The following is a 20,924-nucleotide window of genomic DNA, read 5'->3' on the forward strand; positions in this document are numbered from 1 at the left end:
TAGTGCGAGTCCCGCTTTTGCGGGAAAGCGTGTTTGATATCAACATATTGGAAACGTAGCAAGCGTCACAGACTCGCTAGCATTGGTGACAAGCGCTGGCATTGGTCAGGAAGAAATTTCTTCCTCTTCAGTAATTTCTCCTTTATTCAACCTTCGGTATTGCCGGTATGCCATTAGTGTGACAATTATAATTATGGCGGCGGCATAATACACAAATGCCGGTACAGGCACAGGATCACCGCTGGCATATGAATGAAGTCCAGACAGATAATAATTTACTCCGAAATAGGTCATCAGCACAGAGCTGAAGCTGATAAGGGCGGCAAAATTAAAGGTGAAGGTGCCCCTGAGTCCCGGTATAAGCCTCATGTGTGTGACGAATGAATAGACTAGCATGGTGATCAGCGCCCATGTCTCCTTGGGATCCCATCCCCAGTAACGGCCCCACGATTCATTGGCCCATACGGCGCCAAGGAACGTGCCTATGCTTACCAGCACCAGGCCGATCATCAGGTTTATCTCATTTATGTTCGACAACTCTTCGATGGTCAGCTTTATCCTCTTATAGTTCTTTTCATTCTGAAAGATCATCAGCAGAAGGTTTGTGAAACCAAGGATGGCACCTATAGCCAGAAAGCTGTAGCTGGCCGTTATAACGGCAACATGTATCACCAGCCAGTAGGATTTGAGAACAGGCACAAGGTTGGTAATTTCAGGATCCATCCAGCTCATGTTGGCGACCATCAGCGTGAGAGAAGCCAATATAGCAGTCACGGCCAGCGTGATTTTCGACCTTTTGGCAAATATCAATCCCGATAGTACGATACCCCAGCCAATATAGATCATAGTCTCAAATCCATTGCTCCATGGCGCATGGCCGGCAACATACCAACGCAATATCAGTCCCAGTGTGTGAAGAATAAAGGCAATGACAATCAGGGCTATCAATATCCGTATGACTGTTTTAAAACGATCTGCATGACTTAGCATGCTGATGAAAACAAATATCAGCAGTATAAAACCAAGCAGGCTGTAAACAGGAAACAGACGTTTGAAGATATTCAGGTCATTATAAAGTACTTCACCTTTGACTTTCGATGGTGAAGGGAAGACGGCTTTACCGTACTTTTCCTGATATGACCGGATATCGCTGAGGTTTTGGTTTGGGATATTCCAGTCACCCGTTTTAATGGCTTCCGTGATAGAGGCGTAATAGCGGGGAAGGAAAGTCTTAATAAGTATCCGTTCTGTCGAATCGAAATCTTTTTCCGCATTAATATCTGAGTACCAGGTATTATTTAAATCGCCGGGTTTAGGAAATAGCTTCATCATGGAACCGCTGTAGATCATATAACAGATATTAAGCCTTTCGTCCACCTTGATGACGTCCTTGTCGAAAGCGTTGCGTAGGGCAGGTTTCTTGTTATAGGCAGCATCCACATACCCTCCAATGAGATATTTACCCATATTTTCCATATCAAAGAGATCACTGAAAGTTGCGTACTTCCCGTTAATATCAAGGATGTTTTTTAGCGTGGGGTCAGATATTTTAATCATGGGGACTTTTTGCCACGTCTCCGGATCGGTGAGCATGCCGAGCATGACCTGGTCGGGATTGAGCCCGTTAATGTCATTTAAGCGACTCACCTTACGGAGGATTTCAGATGCCATCGTATTCAACGGTTTAATGCGTCCCTGCTGATCCTGAATCAACAGTTTACCAAAAGCATCTGCATGTTTTTTGGTTACCCCTTTCGTTGGGATTATCCGTTCATCCTGTCCGGCAATAGCTTGAACCGACAAACCTGATAGGATAGCTATCAATATGACTGCCGTGATGCCTTTACTTTTTTGCCTGATAGCTGTGCTAAGATTTATGAGCTGACGAAAGCGGCTTTTTTTACTGAACAGGTTAAGAATGAGCCCTGCTGTCATGAGAAAATAACCTGCATAACTTATATAAGTTCCCCAGAAATCATGGTTGACCGACAAAATGGTGCCTTTCTCATCATTATCATACGACGACTGATAAAACCGGTAGCCGCTGTAATTAAGGACGTTATTCATGAATATTCGTCTCTGTTCTTCCAGGTTTTTACGCTGGTCGATGAGAGTGACCTCGCTCATGAAGGATGAAGGGCTTATGGAGCCGGGGTAACGCTCCAGCTTAAAGTCATTGAGTTTGATAGAGAATGGAATGGTGACGGTCTTCTGACCATAAGCTATGGTGAAATCCGCACCATTTATGCTGGTCGTGACCGGCTCGCCAAATGTATTCTCGGATGTGTATAGCACAACCTCTTTTGAAAGCCCTTCAAATTCAAGGTTGAATGTGATGGCATCTTTCAGGTTATGCGACTGATCGGCCGGAGCAGAAATGAGCTTGACTTTCCCTTTTTCCATAAACGACCGGATGACAAAATTCCTGTCATCGAAAGAGTATAGCCTTCTTATGCCAAGAGGATAGGATGCATGTGCTTCGAGCGTGTCGGTGGTGCTTAGTTCCATGGCCATCTCAACAACAGGTAAAGGGGCCTCAAATGTCAGCGCTCCGTCTTTAAACCTGAATTGAAAGGCATTTGTATCGCTAGATGGACTATTGAAGAAAAATTTCCGGTCACCAAAAGTGATGCTGTCACCCTGTTTTAAATAAAAGTATTTACGGCCTTGCTGATCAATGGTGATAAGCGTGATGATAGGCTCCCCGTTAGGATCTTCTTCAACCGTTTGACCCACGTTGGGAAGATAGTTGACATATTTTACCGTACAGTTTTTATCTCCGAACCTGATATTCTCCTTAAAATGGTTGCGTGCCTTTGTGTAAAAAAAGGCTTGTTTATCATGTGATAATACCTGTTCACCATCACGTATGGTGACCTGTACATAATGGTCGGAAGTGATGATCTGGTTGGAAGTGGCACCCTCCCTGATTATCATGGTCCCCTCAAAGCTAAAAAATCGTGTGATGGCTCCACCGAGAAGGATGATCACAAATGCAAGATGGAAGATCAGAACCAGCCACTTTTTCTTTTGAATAAGCCTGTATTTTAAAATGGTTCCTATCAGGCTGAGCGACAGGATCAAAAGAAGTATTTCCATCCATGTTGCACCGTAAACAAGGCCTTTGGCTACCGTTGTTCCGAAATCATTTTCAATGAAGGTGGCCATGGCAATGGCCACGACGAAGACCAGGAGAAGTGTCAGGGCAAACTGCATGGAAACGAAGTAGTCGACTATTTTTTTCATTTTATCAGGTTGTTAGTTTTACTCAGCCTCACCCCCCGTCCCCCTCTCCTCCAGGAGAGGGGGTGAAGAGGGTGAGGTGGTTTAGTTCATATCAATTTAGTGAAAAACCGGAGCGCAAAGATACAAATATTTAGCGCTGGTGATATATGATTTACGATATATGTAAAAATGGGATGAGGCTGTCTCAAAAGTGTTTGAAATTTGCTTTCCTGACTTTGTGTTACTTTGAGTATCTTTTGTGACACTTTGTGGTTTAATTAAATTGTGTTGTTAAGGATCAACTATTTAATTAGATAAATTTATATATTTGTATTTCAGCTTATTGTATTGTATATTTGTCTAGATATAAATTCAATTCCTATGAAAACAATTTGGATTATCATCACAGGTTTAGTCACTAATTTCTTATTATTAGGATCATTTTACACTCTCTTTGCGCAAAACCAAGAACAAAACAAACCATCGGATTGCTTAAACGCAGTTAAGCAATTAATTGAACAACTTGAAATTGTTAAAAGAGGACTTGAAAATGGCTTCGATTCTCAAGGCTCAGGTAAAAATTCAAAAGATGCGAAAGAATTGGATAAAATCATAAAACAATTACAAGACTTCATAGCTGTAAAGAACTATACGAAAAATTGGGGTGGAAGCGCACCCAGAGATCATAAGAAATTTAATGAATGGATGGATAAAATATTAAAAAAACTTGACGGAATTTTAAAAAAGTTTGACGATGGCTCTGGAAGAGACGGAAAAAAATCACCGGGCGTAGATGAAATTTCTGAGCTAATAAAGAGGATACTTGCTGCTAAGGAGCTGAATAAAGATACGATTCATGAGGATGTTGGCGGATTATATAACCGTGAAAAAGTTAAAGAAGAAAAATCAAAAAATGAACGAAAAGTATCAGATAAAAAAGGTAATGATAATGTGCAAAAAATTTTCATTGACGGAAGTTTTGGTTATTTTTTCCCAACCTTATCAGAAATCAATGATAGTTACGGAGGAAATATAACAGGTTTGATTGGAGTCTTTTATTGCCTACCGTACAATTTCTCTTTAGGTTTAGACGGAAGATTTTGGGGATCGAATTATGAAGAATGGATATACTCCGAAATAAAAGCTATAAGTAAAATCATTGTAATACCGCTAAATGTTAACTGCAACTATAATATCAGTTTGTATAATGAACACTGGTCACCTTATTTTGGAATCGGAACTGGAATTTCTCTGATAAATTCCACAACCGAATTATCTTACACTGATCCTGCAGGTGGCCATCCAATTATGGACAAAACATCCGAAAACAGAACAAGTTGGGATTTAGATGTAATGGCAGGTTTAGATTTTTATTTGAATTCTAAATTGGGAATTACCTTAAACGGAAATTATTTATATATTCCAAATGGAGACAAGGATGATCTCAGTGGACTTGGCGTGCAGATAGGTATGAAATTCTTTATGCCATGTAAATCAAAATAAATTTTTGACACTTATCCATTATTAACAATCACTATGTTAATAGTTGTTAAGAAAAAAAGGGATGAGCTGTCTACCGATGGTGGTTCAGGCATTCATCGAGATAGGGATAATTTTTCGGCACCAGTGGCACCCTGCTGAGAAACCAGGTTACCAACAATATGAACAGGCCTGTAAATCCTGCAAGGGAACCTATTCCGATAGAACCGATATTACAATGATGCACAACACTAAGGAATAAAAAAGAGGGTGCCTCACTTTTGAAACACCCTCTTTCCTGGAAAAAGGTTACCAGCTTCCGCCGGCGCCACCACCGCCAAAAGAGCCGCCGCCAAAGCCACCGAAACCTCCACCTCCGCCGAAGCCACCAAAGCCTCCACCTCCTGATGTGAAGTTGTCCCAGCTTCCGTCATGCTGACGACCTTGTCCCATGCTTCCAAGCATGAACATGGTAGCCCAGAAAGGCAGGCTGCTTTTACCGACATGATAAGATGACCGCGCACTGCTTCCCCGCATCAATAAAAATACAATGACGATGATAATAATCGGAATTAATGCACCTATTGGATATCCTCCGGTTTTTTTCCTGTACTTGGCCTTAGAAAATTCCTTTGCAGCCAGTGACATCAGAACAGAGGTAGCTTTATCCAGACCCTGGTAGTAATTGTTATTCTTGAATTCCGGGATCATCTCATTTTCTATGATGCGCTTGCTGATAGCATCACCGATGACCGGTTCAAGACCGTAACCTGTGGCAATAAATACATCTCCCCGGGTGTTGCCCTTTTTAGGCTTAAGCAGTACGACGACACCGTTATTAAAACCTTTTTGCCCGACACCCCATTTTTCACCGATCTGATAAGCCAGTGACTGAGGATCATAACCGTATAGGGAGTCCACGATGACAATAGCAATCTGGTTGGATGTGCTGTCACTGAAGCTGACAAGTTTGTTTTCAAGAGCGTTTATTTCTCCCGGCTGAAGCAATCCTGTATAATCGTTTACCAATCGGGGTGGCTGCGGACGTTTAGGTATATCCTGTGAATGGGAAACCCCCGGCGATAATAAAAACAAGATGGTAGTGAGAAAAAAGACCAGCGATATTTTCATGTTACAAAGCGTATGTTATAACCTCATTTATTTCCTTTTCCAAAAGATATATCATCCGACAATTCATTCACATCCTCCTTTTGATACGGGAAATGGCTTTTAAGCTGCTCACCTGCCATGGTGATGCCTTTTATCAGCCCTTCAGCGAATGCACCAGTGCTGAAATGTTCGAGCATAATCTTTTTGGTACTATCCCAGAAGTCGGCAGGTACCAGAACATTGATCCCAACATCGCCGATGATGGCAAATTTATGGGCGGCAATAGCCAGATAAAACAGCACACCATTTCTCTGCTGTGTCTTATGCATACCTATAATCCCAAACAAGTATGAAGCCCGGTTCAGGACATCACCTTTACAGCGGTTTTCGACGTGTACCCGTATTTCTCCTGATGTTTTTAATTCGGCCTGCCTGATGGCATTTTTAATACTCTCTTTTTCTGTTGCCGAGAAGAAGTTACGTGCAGTTGTTGCCATTTTAAAACTCGACTTTTGGAGGTTCTTCTGCTCCGGCTTTGGCTTCAAAGTAAGCTTTCTTCTCAAAACCGAACATGGAAGCAAACATATTTCTGGGGAATCGCCGGACTGACGTGTTGTATTGCTGTGCAACGGTATTGAATTTTTGCCGTTCTACGGTGATCCGGTTTTCAGTGCCTTCGAGCTGAGCCTGTAACTCTAGAAAATTCTGGTTTGCTTTCAGATCGGGATATTGTTCAACCACAACCATCAGCCTGGATAATGCCGAACTCAGGTTATCCTGCGCTTGCTGGAACTGTTGCAGCGAGTTGGCATCGAGATTTTCAGGATTTATATTGATGGATGTAGCCTTGGCACGGGCTTCAATAACCTTGGTGAAGGTTTCCTGCTCATGCTCAGCATATCCTTTAACTGTGCTCACCAGATTCGGTATCAGATCGGCACGCCGCTGGTATACATTTTCCACCTGCGCCCACTGCGAATTAACAGCCTCTTCCTGTTTTACAAGATTATTGTAAATACCGGCAATGTACGTGATGAGAAGAAAAATGAATAAGATTAATACCCCAATGATACCCCATTTACGATATGAACGGGTTCTGTTTGTGCTTTCTTCCATTTTCAGATGATTTAATGTTTAACAAATATAGTGTATATATAAGGAATGAAGTTATTAAAATGAAATATAAACGATTTATTTGATGATTTCCACGCTGCGTTTGATAAATTTAGTTAGATCTTCACCTTTTAAAAGGTTTTGCGACAGGAGAGCCAGGTCGGTGAGTTGCCTGATCAGCTCAGCTTGCCTGGTTTCATCCGCTTCTTCCAGTATCTTGCCTATCAGCCGGTGGTTCGTGTTAACGATCAGGTTGTACGTGTCGGGGAAATCCGACATAAACGGTGCTAAACCTCCCAGCCTTGACATATCTTTCATTCTTCTCATGAATTCGGGCTGTGTAATGAAGACCGGAAGATCATCTTCACCAAGACTTTCGGGCACAATGTTATATTTCTCCTTGACAACGTTTTTTTCAAAAATATTCTTCAGGTCATCCTTTTCTTTATCCGACAATTTCGAAGGTAATGTATCTTCTTTGTTAACCAGTTTATCGATAATATCGGCGTCGACACGTGAAAACCGCGTGTTTTCAAGTTTTACTTCCAGCGTATTGATAAGATGGTTATCGATCGGGCCGTCCATCACCAGCACATCATATCCCCTTGCTTTTGCCGTTTCGATATAGCTGTGCTGCTCCTCGGCGTTTGTTGTATACAGGTAAACCAGTTTTTTATCCTTATCTGCCTGAGCCTCCTTAATATGCTCATGATATTCATCGAATGTGAAATACCTGCGGGCTTCATTTTTCAGCAGTGCGAATTTCTGCGCTCTTTCATAAAATTTATCATCCGATATCATCCCGTAAGCAATGAAAAGTTTAATATCTCCCCATTTTTTCTCGAATTCCTCACGGTTATTTTTGAATATTTCCTCCAGCCTGTCAGCTACTTTTTTTGTGATGTGATTGGATATCTTCTTCACATTTGTATCACTCTGAAGGAAACTCCGCGACACATTAAGAGGGATATCGGGGGAGTCGATGACACCATGGAGTAGCATAAGGAAATCAGGAACGATTCCTTCCACCGAGTCGGTCACAAATACCTGGTTGCAGTAAAGCTGGATTTTATCTTTCCGGATATCCAGGTAGTTTTTAACCTTTGGAAAATACAATACACCTGTCAGGTTGAATGGATAGTCAACATTTAAATGAATATTAAACAGGGGATCTTCAAACATGAACGGATAAAGTTCACGGTAAAAGCTCAGATAATCCTCATCTTTAAGTTCCGAAGGTTTACGTTTCCATGCCGGGTTGGTATTATTAATAATTCGCGGTTTTTCAACCTGAATGGTTTTATCACTGCCATCTTTTTCCTTTTCCCCTTCAGCTTTTTCGAATACTTTCTCCAAGCCGAACTGGATAGGAACAGGTAAGAATTTGCAGTACTTTTTAAGTATCTCAAGAATACGGTATTCTTCCAGAAACTCCTTTGAATCATCAGCAATGTGAAGTATCACTTCAGTTCCGCGGTCATTTTTTTCAGTATCGGTCATGGTATATTCAGGGCTGCCATCACATTCCCACTTGATAGCCTTTGTGGATCCGCCTTTTTTGAAAGTCTTGGTGAGAATCTCAACTTTGTCGGAAACCATAAATGTGGAAAAAAAGCCCAGGCCAAAGTGACCAATGAGCGACTTGGCTTCTTCTTCACTTTTACCTTTGTATTTTTTCAGGAACTCTTCAGCACTTGAGAAAGCAATCTGGCTGATATATTTTTCAACCTCTTCAGCAGTCATACCAATGCCCTTGTCCTTCACAGTGAGTGTTTTTGCATCCTTATCCAATGTCACCACAATGGTCATATCTCCCAGCTCATCCTTGAATTTTCCAAGAGACGCAATTGTTCTGAGCTTTGTCGTTGCATCAACAGCATTGGAGATCAGCTCACGCAAAAAAATCTCATGATCCGAATACAAAAACTTCTTAATAATAGGGAAGATGTTTTCGGTTTTGACGTCAATTCGGCCTTTTTGCATAGTCAATAATTTTTATGGGTGCATTCTTTCTGTCAAAGCTTGTGCCATTGGATAATATCTGACAAAATGTCGGAATGATATCTGATTAACGATATTTGATATTTGATTTTAGATTTGGAGGGGATTGAGTAAATTGGTAAGGAGTTTTGGACTACAATCCCGGTATTCGTTACGCCTCACTTTCCCATTCCTAATGACTTGTGTAAAACTTCAAAAATCAAATATCGTTAATCATAAATCGTAAATCATCCCAGTTCCGGCAGTTTTTCGATCCATCCCAGGTGATATAATCCCCACACTCCGATAAGTATTGCTTCAGCTACATCGTGGGACAATGAAGTAGGATTTTTGCCTCCCGACCATTTGATAGCCTTCTGGGCCATGTCAATGGCAGTGCTCTTGGCCTGGCGGGCATTTCTCATCTCTTTTTTATCAAAAAGGTCTTTACGCCACTCTTCCGCATATATCTGGATAAAACCGATATTTTTCCGTGCGGCTTCCTTTTCCCATATAGCGGCCATTTCACCGCCTCCTTCAAGGATTAAATATCCCGGTCCGGGCAGATCGCCAAGGATATTAGCAACATCCTGCTTCAGCCTCTGCCTGCTACCATAATTATGCGACCTGTACCAGATGAGCCGGGCTTGATCACTGAATAACGCCAGGCCTGTCCTTACACCTGAATCAATTGAAAGCAGGAAAGCCATATACTTATTGTTATTTCTGCCATGACAAGTTTAAAATTATTTCCGGCAACCCTGACGAAATGATAAAAAATTTTAATTTTGCAAGAGAACCTATATGTCATTATAAAAATTACCTGCTTATGAATATAGATTGGATTAGCTTGCCTTTCGGTTATTATAAGACTGATTATAATGTGCGCTGTTATTACCGGGATGGTGCCTGGGGAGAGATGGAAATATCATCTTCCGAAATTATTCCTATCCATATGGCTGCAACATGCCTGCATTACGGGCAGGAAGCCTTTGAGGGCATGAAGGTCTTCAGGGGAAAAGACGGTAAGCTGAGGTTGTTCAGGTGGGAGGAGAATGCCAAGCGTATGCAGCGCTCAGGCAATGGTATCATGATGCCCGGTGTTCCCCTGGAGCTGTTTAAAAAAGCCATCGTTACCGCTACGCTTCTGAATAAGAAATATATTCCACCCTATGGTACAGGGGCTGCGCTATACGTGCGTCCGGTGCTCATCGGCACAGGTGCGCAGGTGGGCGTAAAACCATCCAGAGAGTATTTGTTTATGGTTTTTGTCGGTCCTGTTGGCCCCTATTTCAGGGAGGGATTTAAACCTGTCAATATTCAACTGGTCAGGGATTTCGATCGTGCAGCACCTCTTGGCACCGGCCATATTAAAGTGGGAGGCAACTATGCCGCCAGCCTTAAACCGGCAGAACGGGCTCACCAGGAAGGTTATGCCTCAGTGCTGTTCCTCGATTCCAAAGAAAAAAAGTATATCGATGAAGCCGGACCTGCCAACTTTTTTGGCATCAAAGGCAATACCTATGTTACTCCTGATTCCGGCACTATTCTCCCGTCCATCATTAATATGAGCGTTCGACAACTTGCACGGGATATGGGGATGACTGTCGAACAGCGTCATGTCCCCGTTGAAGAACTCGAGGAATTCGATGAAGCAGGTGCATGTGGTACCGCTGCCGTGATAACACCGATCGGAAAGATTTTTGACAGGGAAAGTGGAAAGGTTTATGAGTATTGCCATAATGATAGCGTGGGTTGTATATCACAGAAATTATACAATAAGCTATTGGCTATTCAATATGGTGAAGAACCTGATCCATATGGATGGACTACGGTAATTGAAGAATAATATTTCCTGCCAAATCTTACCGGATTAAATAGGGGAGGGAGAGAAGTTTAGATTATCTTACTTTTCTTTAAGATCGCCTTCATTTGACCTTGCACCGCCAATGCCTGTTCGCGGGCTTTCACGGCAAAATCTTTACCTGACGAAGCGTAGATGATATTACGTGAGGAGTTCACGATCAACCCGCAATTTTCATTAAGGCCGAATTTTGCTACATCCTCAAGACTCCCACCCTGCGCTCCAACGCCAGGCACAAGCAGAAAATGATCGGGCACGATCTCACGGATATCGGCAAGCATTTCAGCCTGCGTGGCTCCCACAACATACATCATGTTTTCCTTGCTTCCCCATTGCCGTGATCTGAACAGAACCTCCTCAAAAAATTTTTGTCTGGAGATGGTTTCCAGCATCTGGAAATCCTTGGCGCCCTTATTGGATGTCAAAGCCAGCAGAATAATCCATTTATTTTTATGGGTCAGAAAGGGGCTTACCGAATCCTCACCCATATATGGTGCCACAGTGATGGCATCAAAATCGAAATGCTCAAAGAATGCCCTGGCATATTGTGCTGAAGTGTTGCCAATATCACCGCGTTTTGCATCGGCAATTGCGAAAATATTCCTGCTGCGCGACCGTATATGTTCCAGTGTCCTTTCAAGGCTTATCCATCCTTTGGGGCCCAGCGCTTCATAAAAAGCCAGATTCGGCTTGTAGGCAACGGCAAGGTCAATAGTGGCATCAATGATTTGCCGGTTAAATGCGAAAACAGGATCATCGTCGCCTAAAAGGTGCTCAGGTATCTTAGTAACTTCAGTATCAAGACCAATACATAAGAAAGAACCCTTTAACCTGATCTGTTCCGTAATTTCGTTATAGGTCATATATCATAAGTATTTATTCAATGCTGACAGCCTCCTGGAGACGCTCAGCATTTTCAGCTATTTGCAGTTTATCGATTAATTCCTGGATGTTACCATCCATTATTGCCTGTAGATTATATAATGTAAAGTTGATGCGGTGATCAGTCACACGTCCCTGCGGATAATTATATGTTCTGATCTTTGCCGACCTGTCACCTGTCGACACCATGGTTTTGCGTCTTGACGCTATCTCGGCGAGGTATTTTTGATAATGCCTCTCGTATATTCTTGTCCGAAGCACATTCATGGCCTTTTCGAGGTTTTTGAGCTGTGATTTCTGATCCTGGCATGTAACGACAATGCCTGTGGGGATATGGGTCAGCCGGACAGCAGAATAGGTGGTATTCACCGATTGTCCGCCAGGGCCTGATGAACAGAATGTATCTTTACGGATATCCTCCGGCAGGATTTCCACATCGAATTCCTCAGCTTCGGGAAGAACTGCAACCGTTGCAGCCGAAGTATGCAGCCGCCCCTGTGTTTCAGTTTGAGGTACACGCTGAACACGATGCACTCCGGACTCGTACTTTAACAGTCCATAAACATTTTCACCGGTTACATTGAAAATGATTTCCTTATATCCCCCTACAGTCCCTTCGGCTGAGTCAACATATTCCACCTTCCAGTTTTTGCTTTCACAGTATTTTACATACATCCTGTAAAGATCACCGGCAAAGATACTGGCTTCGTCGCCACCTGTACCGGCACGTATCTCCACAATGGCGTTTTTGCTGTCCTGCGGTTCTTTAGGTATCAGCAACATTTTGATCCTTTCCTCAAGTCTATCCTTTTGTGCGGTCAGATCTGTCAGTTCCTCCTTCGCTAGCAATTTGAATTCTTCATCCTTCTCATTGTATAGGACGTCCTTAGCCGATGCTGTATTGTCAAGGATGTTTTTGTATTCAATGTATGCCTCCACGATAGGTTTCAGATCCTTATAGTCTTTGCTGAGCTTTATGAATTTCTTCATGTCACCCATCGCTTCCGGATCGTTCATTTTTTCTTCTATCTGCTTCCAGCGCTTATATATTGCCTCTAACTTCTGAATCATGTTTCATCACCTTGTTATTCTGGTTGCAAAGTTAAAAGAAAATTGATTACACAATTTCGCTCAGTAGCGCTTCGCTTCACCTGTAAAATTTAATATTCAAAAGTGCCCAACTCTGATTTGATAGTCAGTTTCAGTTTGTCGGACGGGAGGCAATGTCCGATGATCTGGGCTTCGATATGAAATTCGCCGGCAATATCAACGATCTTCTCCGCATACTTTTCGTTGACATAGAGCTCCATCCTGTGTCCCATGTTGAAGACCTTATACATCTCGTGCCAGGGCGTGTGCGATTGTTCATGGATCATCATGAAAAGCGGCGGAACGGGGAACAGATGATCTTTCACAATGTGCAGGTTATCAATGAAATTCAGTACCTTAGTCTGAGCTCCGCCACTGCAGTGAATCATCCCATGAATTTTCGGACGGTAATGTTCCAAAATTTTTTTTATTACCGGAGCATATGTCCTTGTGGGCGAAAGAACGAGTCTGCCAGCATTTACTCCAGTGATGCCTGTTTCTGATTGGATCGTCATTTTACCGCTGTATACAAGTTCTTCAGGAATATGGTGATCGAAGCTTTCGGGATATTTTTTTTCATATTGTTTTGAGAACATGTCATGCCGCGCAGAGGTCAGGCCGTTGCTGCCTATGCCGCTGTTGTATTCATTTTCATAGATGGCCTTGCCATAGGAGGTCAGCCCGACAATGACATCGCCGGCCGCAATCCTGTCAGTGGTCACGACATCCGATCTTTTCATTCTCGCAGCAACAGTTGAATCCACAACCACAGTTCTGACCAGGTCGCCTATATCGGCAGTTTCTCCGCCCGTTGACCAGATGCCGATACCCAGATCCCTCAGTTTTTTTAGGTATTCCTCAACGCCGGTGATGATGGCCGATATGACCTCACCCGGGATATTTTTCTTGTTGCGTCCGATAGTCGTTGAAAGAAGGATGTTATCATAACAGCCAACACAAAGCAGGTCATCAAGGTTCATGACAATAGCGTCCTGGGCGATCCCTTTCCATACCGACAGGTCACCTGTCTCTTTCCAATAGATATATGCCAGCGAGGATTTGGTGCCGGCTCCGTCGGCATGCATGATGTTACACCACCTTTCGTCGCACCCGAGGATATCCGGAATGATTTTACAAAAAGCTTTAGGGAAGAGACCTTTGTCAAGATGCCTGATGGCATTGTGGACATCTGTTTTGGATGCCGAAACGCCTCTTCTGTGATATGTTGATTCAGATGGCATTAAACTGTCAGGGTATTCTGAAATTGTCAGAACTGTCGATATTATTCAAAAACAATCTCCGATTTTTCTTTGTCAATTTTAAATTTGCCGAACATTTTAAGTGTGTTCTCGCCAAATAATAGAGGTGTCTCCTGATTATAGATGACTGTAGCAGCAAGATCATTGACAGTTTTGTTACCTATGCGAATCTCCTTGATATAGAAGGCAGCTCTGTCGACGATGGTACCTCCGGCAAGGATTTTTGTGACATCACCCTCAAAATCATTCTTTGTGATATTGCCATCTTTCAGCATTTTCAATGCGAAGGTGAGTGATACATTTAATCCTTTCGTCGATGGGATATAAGTGAAATCCATTGAGTACCCATTGATGATGCATGATGCGATGATGGCTTCCCCCGTGCCGGCATGATACTTGACGACATCCTCCTGGGGATTGACCACCACATCCACTTTGGCTGTCGGTGCGATCTCCTCGATTGTTGTTTTGGGAATAAAATCATTTCTAAGCACGCGGAATTCTGTGCGCCTGTTCAGTGAGTGGGCTGCTTCTCTTTCATCTACAGTGGGAAGCGAATCGATATAGGTTTCAGTCAGGATTGTTCCTGCTTTGAATGTGTATCCATTAACAGTAATATCCTTTACCAGTAACCGTGGTACACGCTCACCATAACCTCTGGCAACGAGCCGGTCAGGGTCAATACCACGTTCAATCAAGTAATTGACAACCGATTCAGCCCTCTTTTGCGAGAGGACATCATTGTATTCGTATGTGTTACGTGTATCCGTGTGTGCAGCCAGCTCAATGACAATAGTCGGATTCAGGTCGAGTGTTTTGATAAGGCCCTGAAGTGAATCCTGGTATTGCGGCTTTAAATCCCATTTGGCTAAGTCATACCGGATCTCGGGAAGAATAATGGGTTCGGAGGGTATATGCTGTAACATAAAATCCTGTGTAAAGTCTTTGCTGCCTTCCAGTCCCACAGTGGTTATTTTTCCGCTGGTATTAAAATATCCCTCCTTCGAGACGAAAATCTCATAAGTGGTATTTTGTTTAATTTGTGTTTCACTGAAGTTGTAAAATCCTTTCGGGTCGGTTTTGGCCTCTACCGAGCTGCCATCTGTGCCGACCATTTTAACTTTTACTCCTTCAATATACAGCAGGCTAAGTTCATCTTTGACGACACCGGAGATTTTGAAAATGACAGGGGGTACCTCAAAAGCATAGATATCGTCGCCACCGCGGCCACCTTTTCTGTTGGATGAAAAAAAGCCGCTTTCCTGATCAGGTCTGAAAACCATGCCGAAGTCATCAGAATTTGAGTTGATAGGGGATTTCAGATTCTCGGGAGTGCTCCATTCATCATCCTTATACGAGGATTTGAAAATATCCAGGCCGCCCATGCCCATCAGCCTGTTGGAAGCGAAATAGAGTACCGTATCACTCCGCAGAAAGGGGAACATCTCATCACCTGATGTGTTTATTTTCGGCCCCAGGTTCACCGGCCTGTCAAAGTCATCTTCCGCTTTTTCACGCGTTGCCATCCACAGGTCTTTGCCACCAAGTCCACCCTCACGGTCCGATGCAAAGATGATCATGAGTTCATCGTTACTCAGGGTTGGATGGCCTACAGTGATGGTTGTGTCCAGTCCGATATTCAGCCATTTTGGAGTTGCGTATGACTTTCCTTTGCTGGCTGAGATAAATATCTGGCACTCCTTATTTAACCCTTCAACATACTCGCAGCGCGTAAAATACATCTGTGAGAAGGTGCTGTTGAATGTCGCCACTCCTTCATTGGCCCTGCTGTTGATTTTCCCTTCTTTTTCGATCAGTACAGGTGCACTCCATGTGTTCTTTTTATCCACTTTGGTATACCAGAGATCACTGAATTTCTGGCCGGTCCATTCATCAAATTCTTTACCCGTAGAGCCATCACGCGTTGAAGTGAAAATAATCGACGAGTAGAATTTATCAGCAAAACAGGGCGAAAAATCGTCGGCTTTTGTATTGATCTTAGGTATCGGTTCCACTTTGTATTTGGATGGAATGGTATCCCATGACATGGCCAGACGGCAGGATGTAGCGCCCTGCTGCCCCCTGGGATCTTCCGGAACTTTTTCAGTATAGTTATTATATTCCACAATGGCATCTTCATATTTACCATTGGCTTTCATAGCATCCGCCAGATAGAGATACGTCAAGGGCTCCTTACGCTGGTATTTCAACCGGATGGCACGCTGATAGGCTGCTTCAGCTTTCTTGCTGTCGTTGATGAACCGGTAACATTCGGCAATCTGAAAGGCGATACGGCTTTTTTCTGATTTATCTTTCTTGACTTTGGAGAATGCTTTTTTATACCGGTCAAGGGCGGTAAAGTAATGCTGGTCGGTGAAGGCCTGGTCGGCTATCTGTGTGCGCTTCTTTTGCGCAAAGGCTTCTGATGGCACCACCATGCCTATAATCAAACAAGCACATATGATTTTAAACAACTTCATGGTAACAATCAATCGGACTTTATTTTTGATATAATGAAATGTCTTCTAATTAACCTCACCCCCGTCCCCCTCTCCTCCAGGAGAGGGGGACGGGGGTGAGGTGGTTTGGTTAGATTCCACACAGCTCGCTACTGAATTTGAGTCCAAAACTTGCTCTGGGATTCATACCAATTGTTTTAAACTTAAAATACACTGTTAATTTTACAAATAACGTCATTTCTGTTAAATTCTATATAGAATCAGCATTATTTTGTTTTGCCTGCCCGATTTCGGGATCATCAGGTACCTGCTGCCGGATTGGATCTGCCTCTTTTCTAATATCATTCACAATCTTTCCGGCTTCATCCTTGAGATCCTGCTGAACTTTGTCAAACTCTTGCTTTACTGAGCGGGTTTCGTTGGTGATCTCTCTGGTGACGTCGCTTGATGCTTTTTTCAGGTCATAGACTACTTTGCCGATTTTTTTTGCCATTTCAGGCAGTTTACTGGGACCGAAAAGAATAAAAACAGCAAGCAGAATGACCAGAAGTTCACCGCCGCCTATGTCGAGAAACAACAGAATGCCGTGTGTCATAAAACAGCTTTAACTGCCAGAGCAAAGGTAATACAAAAAGTCCCGATCAAAGATATGACTTTAACCGGGACTTATCAGAATTTAATTAATCGGTCAGGCTTATACCTTTTTTTTGCGTTCCAGTTTTTTCTGTTTCATCTTCTCAAATTCATAGGCTATTGGAGTAGAAATAGCGATAGATGAATACGAACCGAGAGCAACACCGAGAAGCATGGCAAAGGAGAATCCCCTGATGATCTCACCACCGAGAATAAAGATGATGAGAAGAACGACGATAACAGTTCCGGATGTGTTGATGGTTCGGCTCAATGTACTGTTGATGGCGCCGTTTATATTATCTTTCAGGTCCCTTTTGGGGTATAATTTGTTATACTCCCTCACCCTGTCGAAGACGATCACACTATCGTTAATCGAATAACCTATAATGGTCAGAATTGCAGCAATTGTTGATTGATCGACATCCAGGTTGAAGGGCATGATGCCGTAAAAAAGTGAATAAAGAGATATGGTAATCAACGAGTCGTGCAGCAGACATATAACACCTCCCAGACCATACGACCATCTTTTGAATCGGAGCGAAATATAAATGAAGATGCCTACCAATGCAAAGATGACGGCAAGATACGCTTGCCTTCTGATATCGGATGCCACGGCAGGACCGACCTTCTGAGAACTTAATCTTCCGACATATTTGTTCTCAGCATCAGTCGTAAAAGTTTCGTAATCAATCTTTTTGACAAAAAAACTTTTTAATCCTTCATATAGCTTAGTCTCAACAATTGAATCGGCAGAAGGTGAATTATCATCGATCAGATATTTTGTCATGACCTTAACCTGCGAATTAGCTCCGAATGTCTTGACTTCAGTGGCATCTGCAAATTCCCTTGTCAATGCTGCCCTGATATCATCGGTTCTCACATCCTGGTCAAACCTGACCACATAAGTTCTTCCCCCGACAAAGTCTACACCAGGATTCAATCCTCTGAAAACCAATGATGTAATACCAATGAGGCTGAGTACGATGGAGAGGATATAAAGTTTTTTCCGGATGTTGATCCAGTTGACATGAATATTTGTCAAAGCATAAAGGGTGAACTTATTACCAAATATGATGGTTTTGTTTCTATCCAGCATATTGGTGAAGATGATCCTTGAAATGAAGATGGCTGTGAACAGGGATGTCAGAATACCAATGACGAGAGTGGTAGCAAAACCCTGGACAGGGCCTGAGCCGAAGATATACAGTATGACCCCTGTAAGCAGCGTGGTAAGGTTACTATCGATGATAGCCGAGTAGGCATGCTTATACCCGTCGCTGATAGCCAGCCTTAATCCCTTTCCCGCTCGAATCTCTTCCTTTATACGTTCATTGATAAGCACGTTGGCATCAACAGCCATACCCAACGTTAGTACGATACCGGCTAAGCCGGGAAGTGTAAGTGTGGCCCCGAGAGATGCCATGATACCCAACAGAAGGAAAATATTAGTCAGCAGAGCAATATTGGCAACTACGCCTGCTATATTATAATAGATCAGCATATATAATACCACACCAAGTAGAGCAAAAAGTATGGAAGTGAGCCCTGCCCTTATAGCTTCTTTTCCGAGTGATGGCCCAACTACCTCTTCCTGGATGATATGGGCAGGAGCAGGCAGTTTACCTGCTTTAAGAATGTTGGCCATATCCTGAGCCTCTTCAACGGTCATGCCGCCGCCGGAAATAGAGGATTGTCCGTTTGGTATTTCCCCCTTGACATTGGGAGCGGAACGGACATAACCATCGAGGACTATGGCGATCTGTTTTCCGATGTTCTCGCCTGTCATGCGTTTCCATGTCCGTGCACCTTCATTGTTCATCGACATGGAAACTTCTGGCTGGCCATTCTGGTCATAATCCTGGAATGCATTCACTATGGCATCGCCGCCTAACGGTGCTATACCTTCACGGGTGGTGACTTTCAATGCATAAAGTGTAAGAATATCCTCCTTTTGATAACGTTCCGGCTTGGCTGTCCATAATAACCTCAGGTCCATGGGAAGAATATCCTGGACTTTTCTTAACAATGCGTTGACCTGTGCCGTATCCTTAATAGGTGCATACCCCACAGCGGAGCCTTCGGATGCGTAAAACTTACCGTCTTTCTGGTAGTAGGCCGGCGATAAAACACTGAATAACGGATTCTCCTCAGCCCATTTTTCGCGGTTCTGATCCATCTTTGCACTGTCAGCTTTCGTGGAATCGGCTGATATCAGTTTTTCAAGAGATGCTGTAGCGGTCGTATCGACTTTTGCAGTGGATACCTTTTGTGTTGTTCCGGTTGCTGTTTGCGGGGTTGTGCCGGCAATGGAATCTCGCACCGACTTTTCCTGTGCCAGAACTGCCTTCAGCCTCTGGTTAGTGGCATTGAAAACAGGAGCAAGAGCGTTAAACTGATAGGTTTCCCAGAATTCAAGATTGGCTGTCCCCTGTAATAGCTTTCTCACACGTTCCGGATCTTTTATACCGGGTAATTCAATTAATATCCTGCCGCTGGCTGGCAATCTCTGTATATTCGGCTGGGTGACGCCAAAACGGTCAATACGCGTTCTGAGTATATCGAACGTACGGTCGATGGAGCCATTGGTTTCCTCACGAATCACCTTCATCACATCCTGATTCGATGACGTGGCGTTGATATTCTTCCCTTTGAATTCAAAGGCAAAAATAGCGGCAAGCCTCGCATTTGGGTCTACTTCGGTAAAGGATTCTTCAAAAAGGTTCAGGAAATCCCTGCCGGTGTTCCTTTCTTTTTCCTTGGCCCGGCGTATCGCTTCATTAAAGGTCGCATCGGTGCTGTTACCTGACAGGCTCTTCAGAATGTCAGCTTCCGAAACCTCCATCATCACGTTCATACCGCCCTTGAGGTCCAGACCAAGATTCAGTTCACGTTCTTTACAGTCCTTATAGGTGTATTTTTTTAACAGGACATTAAAAACCGTTACGTTCGACATGGAATCCAGGTAGTACCTGTTCATTGCCTGCGAAATGGAGTCATATAGATAAGCTTCCTTAGGAGAATTGCCTCCCGCCAATCGTTTTGCCAAATTAACAACCTGTTCATTAGTGGAATATGTCTTCGCCTTATTTTCAACATGACGGGTGAAAAAAGTGAATGAGAGCTGGAACAAACTCACCAAAGCAAGAATAACAGCAAACGTCAATATTGCTCCTCTGTTCTGCATGTGTTTAAAATTTAATCGTTTAGATTCAGACTACCTATTTTTAAGAGCCTGCAAATATAGAAATACATTTGGAATTTAACAACCCTGACTGTTAAAAGATTTTAAGACTAAATAATATTTTGATGAGTCGGTATCCTTTTAAATGCCTTAGGGTTTGCAGGCTGGGCACCGCACCAGTCAAGGTCGCTTATGCGATGGTTGAAATTTTTTGAAATGATGCTGCTTCCACCTTCATCAGAAGAAATGATTAATAAGCATCATTGAGGCTGGTTTATTGGCAACCGCATCCAAAAATGGCTTAAATGATGAATTACCCGGAGAAGGGTAAAAAATCTTTTTTATTACCAGTTATGGTGGAGCAACCTAGGGAAGCGGACTGAGGAGCGCAGCGACGAGGGAGCCTCCCAGTTGCGAAACCATAACGAGGCCTTGCGGCCCGAGCATAAAAAAAAGAAGCTTTCTTGGGGTATGAATCAGACTCATCATTTCTCCTGTCTTTGGATTGGAATCAATCCCATAGTGGATAGCAGAAAAACCAGGCTGTTCTTTTCTTTCGTACTTTCTGGAGTTTATCCCGTTGAAAGACTGGAGACACGCAAAAGTACATCAATAGGGCTGATGGTGTAAAACGCTATTATTCATAACTT

At 43.1% G+C, this 20,924-nt stretch carries 15 protein-coding genes; 3 read left to right on the forward strand and 12 right to left on the reverse strand.

Going from position 1 to position 20,924, the window contains the following annotated elements; all coding sequences use genetic code 11:
- Positions 1-105: 105 nt before the first annotated feature.
- Complete coding sequence (ccsB, locus tag NT175_04205; GenBank protein ID MCX6233914.1) at positions 106-3,246, reverse strand: c-type cytochrome biogenesis protein CcsB; 3,141 nt, start codon at positions 3,244-3,246, stop codon at positions 106-108.
- Positions 3,247-3,606: 360 nt separating this feature from the next.
- Between ccsB and NT175_04210 the strand changes: the two genes are divergently transcribed.
- Positions 3,607-4,728, forward strand: coding sequence for an outer membrane beta-barrel protein (locus tag NT175_04210; GenBank protein MCX6233915.1), 1,122 nt, complete (start codon positions 3,607-3,609; stop codon positions 4,726-4,728).
- Between the two features lie 61 nt (positions 4,729-4,789).
- Entirely contained in the window at positions 4,790-4,966 is a 177-nt protein-coding gene (locus NT175_04215; protein MCX6233916.1) for a hypothetical protein, read from the forward strand.
- Between the two features lie 47 nt (positions 4,967-5,013).
- Here the strand turns inward: NT175_04215 and NT175_04220 are convergent, their stop codons facing one another.
- The 5 genes from NT175_04220 to NT175_04240 form a co-directional block, all read right to left on the reverse strand.
- Entirely contained in the window at positions 5,014-5,835 is an 822-nt protein-coding gene (locus NT175_04220) for a TPM domain-containing protein (protein ID MCX6233917.1), read from the reverse strand.
- Between the two features lie 23 nt (positions 5,836-5,858).
- Positions 5,859-6,311 carry a TPM domain-containing protein gene (locus NT175_04225; protein ID MCX6233918.1) on the reverse strand — a complete coding sequence of 151 codons (453 nt, stop codon included), beginning with the start codon at positions 6,309-6,311 and terminating at the stop codon, positions 5,859-5,861.
- A gap of 1 nt (position 6,312) precedes the next feature.
- Positions 6,313-6,930 carry a LemA family protein gene (locus NT175_04230; GenBank protein ID MCX6233919.1) on the reverse strand — a complete coding sequence of 206 codons (618 nt, stop codon included), beginning with the start codon at positions 6,928-6,930 and terminating at the stop codon, positions 6,313-6,315.
- A gap of 75 nt (positions 6,931-7,005) precedes the next feature.
- Positions 7,006-8,910 (reverse strand): molecular chaperone HtpG, encoded by a 1,905-nt coding sequence (gene htpG / locus NT175_04235; protein ID MCX6233920.1) that lies wholly within the window; start codon positions 8,908-8,910, stop codon positions 7,006-7,008.
- 245 nt (positions 8,911-9,155) lie between these two features.
- Entirely contained in the window at positions 9,156-9,617 is a 462-nt protein-coding gene (locus tag NT175_04240) for a hypothetical protein (GenBank protein MCX6233921.1), read from the reverse strand.
- 119 nt (positions 9,618-9,736) lie between these two features.
- Between NT175_04240 and NT175_04245 the strand changes: the two genes are divergently transcribed.
- A complete protein-coding gene (locus NT175_04245) occupies positions 9,737-10,756 on the forward strand; it encodes a branched-chain amino acid aminotransferase (protein MCX6233922.1) in 1,020 nt (339 codons plus the stop codon).
- 47 nt (positions 10,757-10,803) lie between these two features.
- Here the strand turns inward: NT175_04245 and pyrF are convergent, their stop codons facing one another.
- The 6 genes from pyrF to secDF all read right to left on the reverse strand — a co-directional run bounded on the left by pyrF (position 10,804) and on the right by secDF (position 20,277).
- Positions 10,804-11,634 (reverse strand): orotidine-5'-phosphate decarboxylase, encoded by an 831-nt coding sequence (pyrF, locus tag NT175_04250; GenBank protein ID MCX6233923.1) that lies wholly within the window; start codon positions 11,632-11,634, stop codon positions 10,804-10,806.
- A 13-nt stretch (positions 11,635-11,647) separates the two neighbouring features.
- On the reverse strand, positions 11,648-12,724 hold the full coding sequence (gene prfA / locus NT175_04255; GenBank protein ID MCX6233924.1) for a peptide chain release factor 1: 1,077 nt from the start codon (positions 12,722-12,724) through the stop codon (positions 11,648-11,650).
- 89 nt (positions 12,725-12,813) lie between these two features.
- On the reverse strand, positions 12,814-13,983 hold the full coding sequence (locus NT175_04260; protein ID MCX6233925.1) for an AIR synthase-related protein: 1,170 nt from the start codon (positions 13,981-13,983) through the stop codon (positions 12,814-12,816).
- 41 nt (positions 13,984-14,024) lie between these two features.
- A complete protein-coding gene (locus tag NT175_04265; protein ID MCX6233926.1) occupies positions 14,025-16,451 on the reverse strand; it encodes an OmpA family protein in 2,427 nt (808 codons plus the stop codon).
- Between the two features lie 259 nt (positions 16,452-16,710).
- On the reverse strand, positions 16,711-17,055 hold the full coding sequence (locus NT175_04270; GenBank protein ID MCX6233927.1) for a twin-arginine translocase TatA/TatE family subunit: 345 nt from the start codon (positions 17,053-17,055) through the stop codon (positions 16,711-16,713).
- A gap of 99 nt (positions 17,056-17,154) precedes the next feature.
- Positions 17,155-20,277 (reverse strand): protein translocase subunit SecDF, encoded by a 3,123-nt coding sequence (secDF, locus tag NT175_04275; GenBank protein MCX6233928.1) that lies wholly within the window; start codon positions 20,275-20,277, stop codon positions 17,155-17,157.
- Positions 20,278-20,924: the final 647 nt, after the last annotated feature.

The sequence above is a fragment of the Bacteroidota bacterium genome (assembly GCA_026391695.1).
Lineage (GTDB): Bacteria > Bacteroidota > Bacteroidia > Bacteroidales > JAGONC01 > JAPLDP01.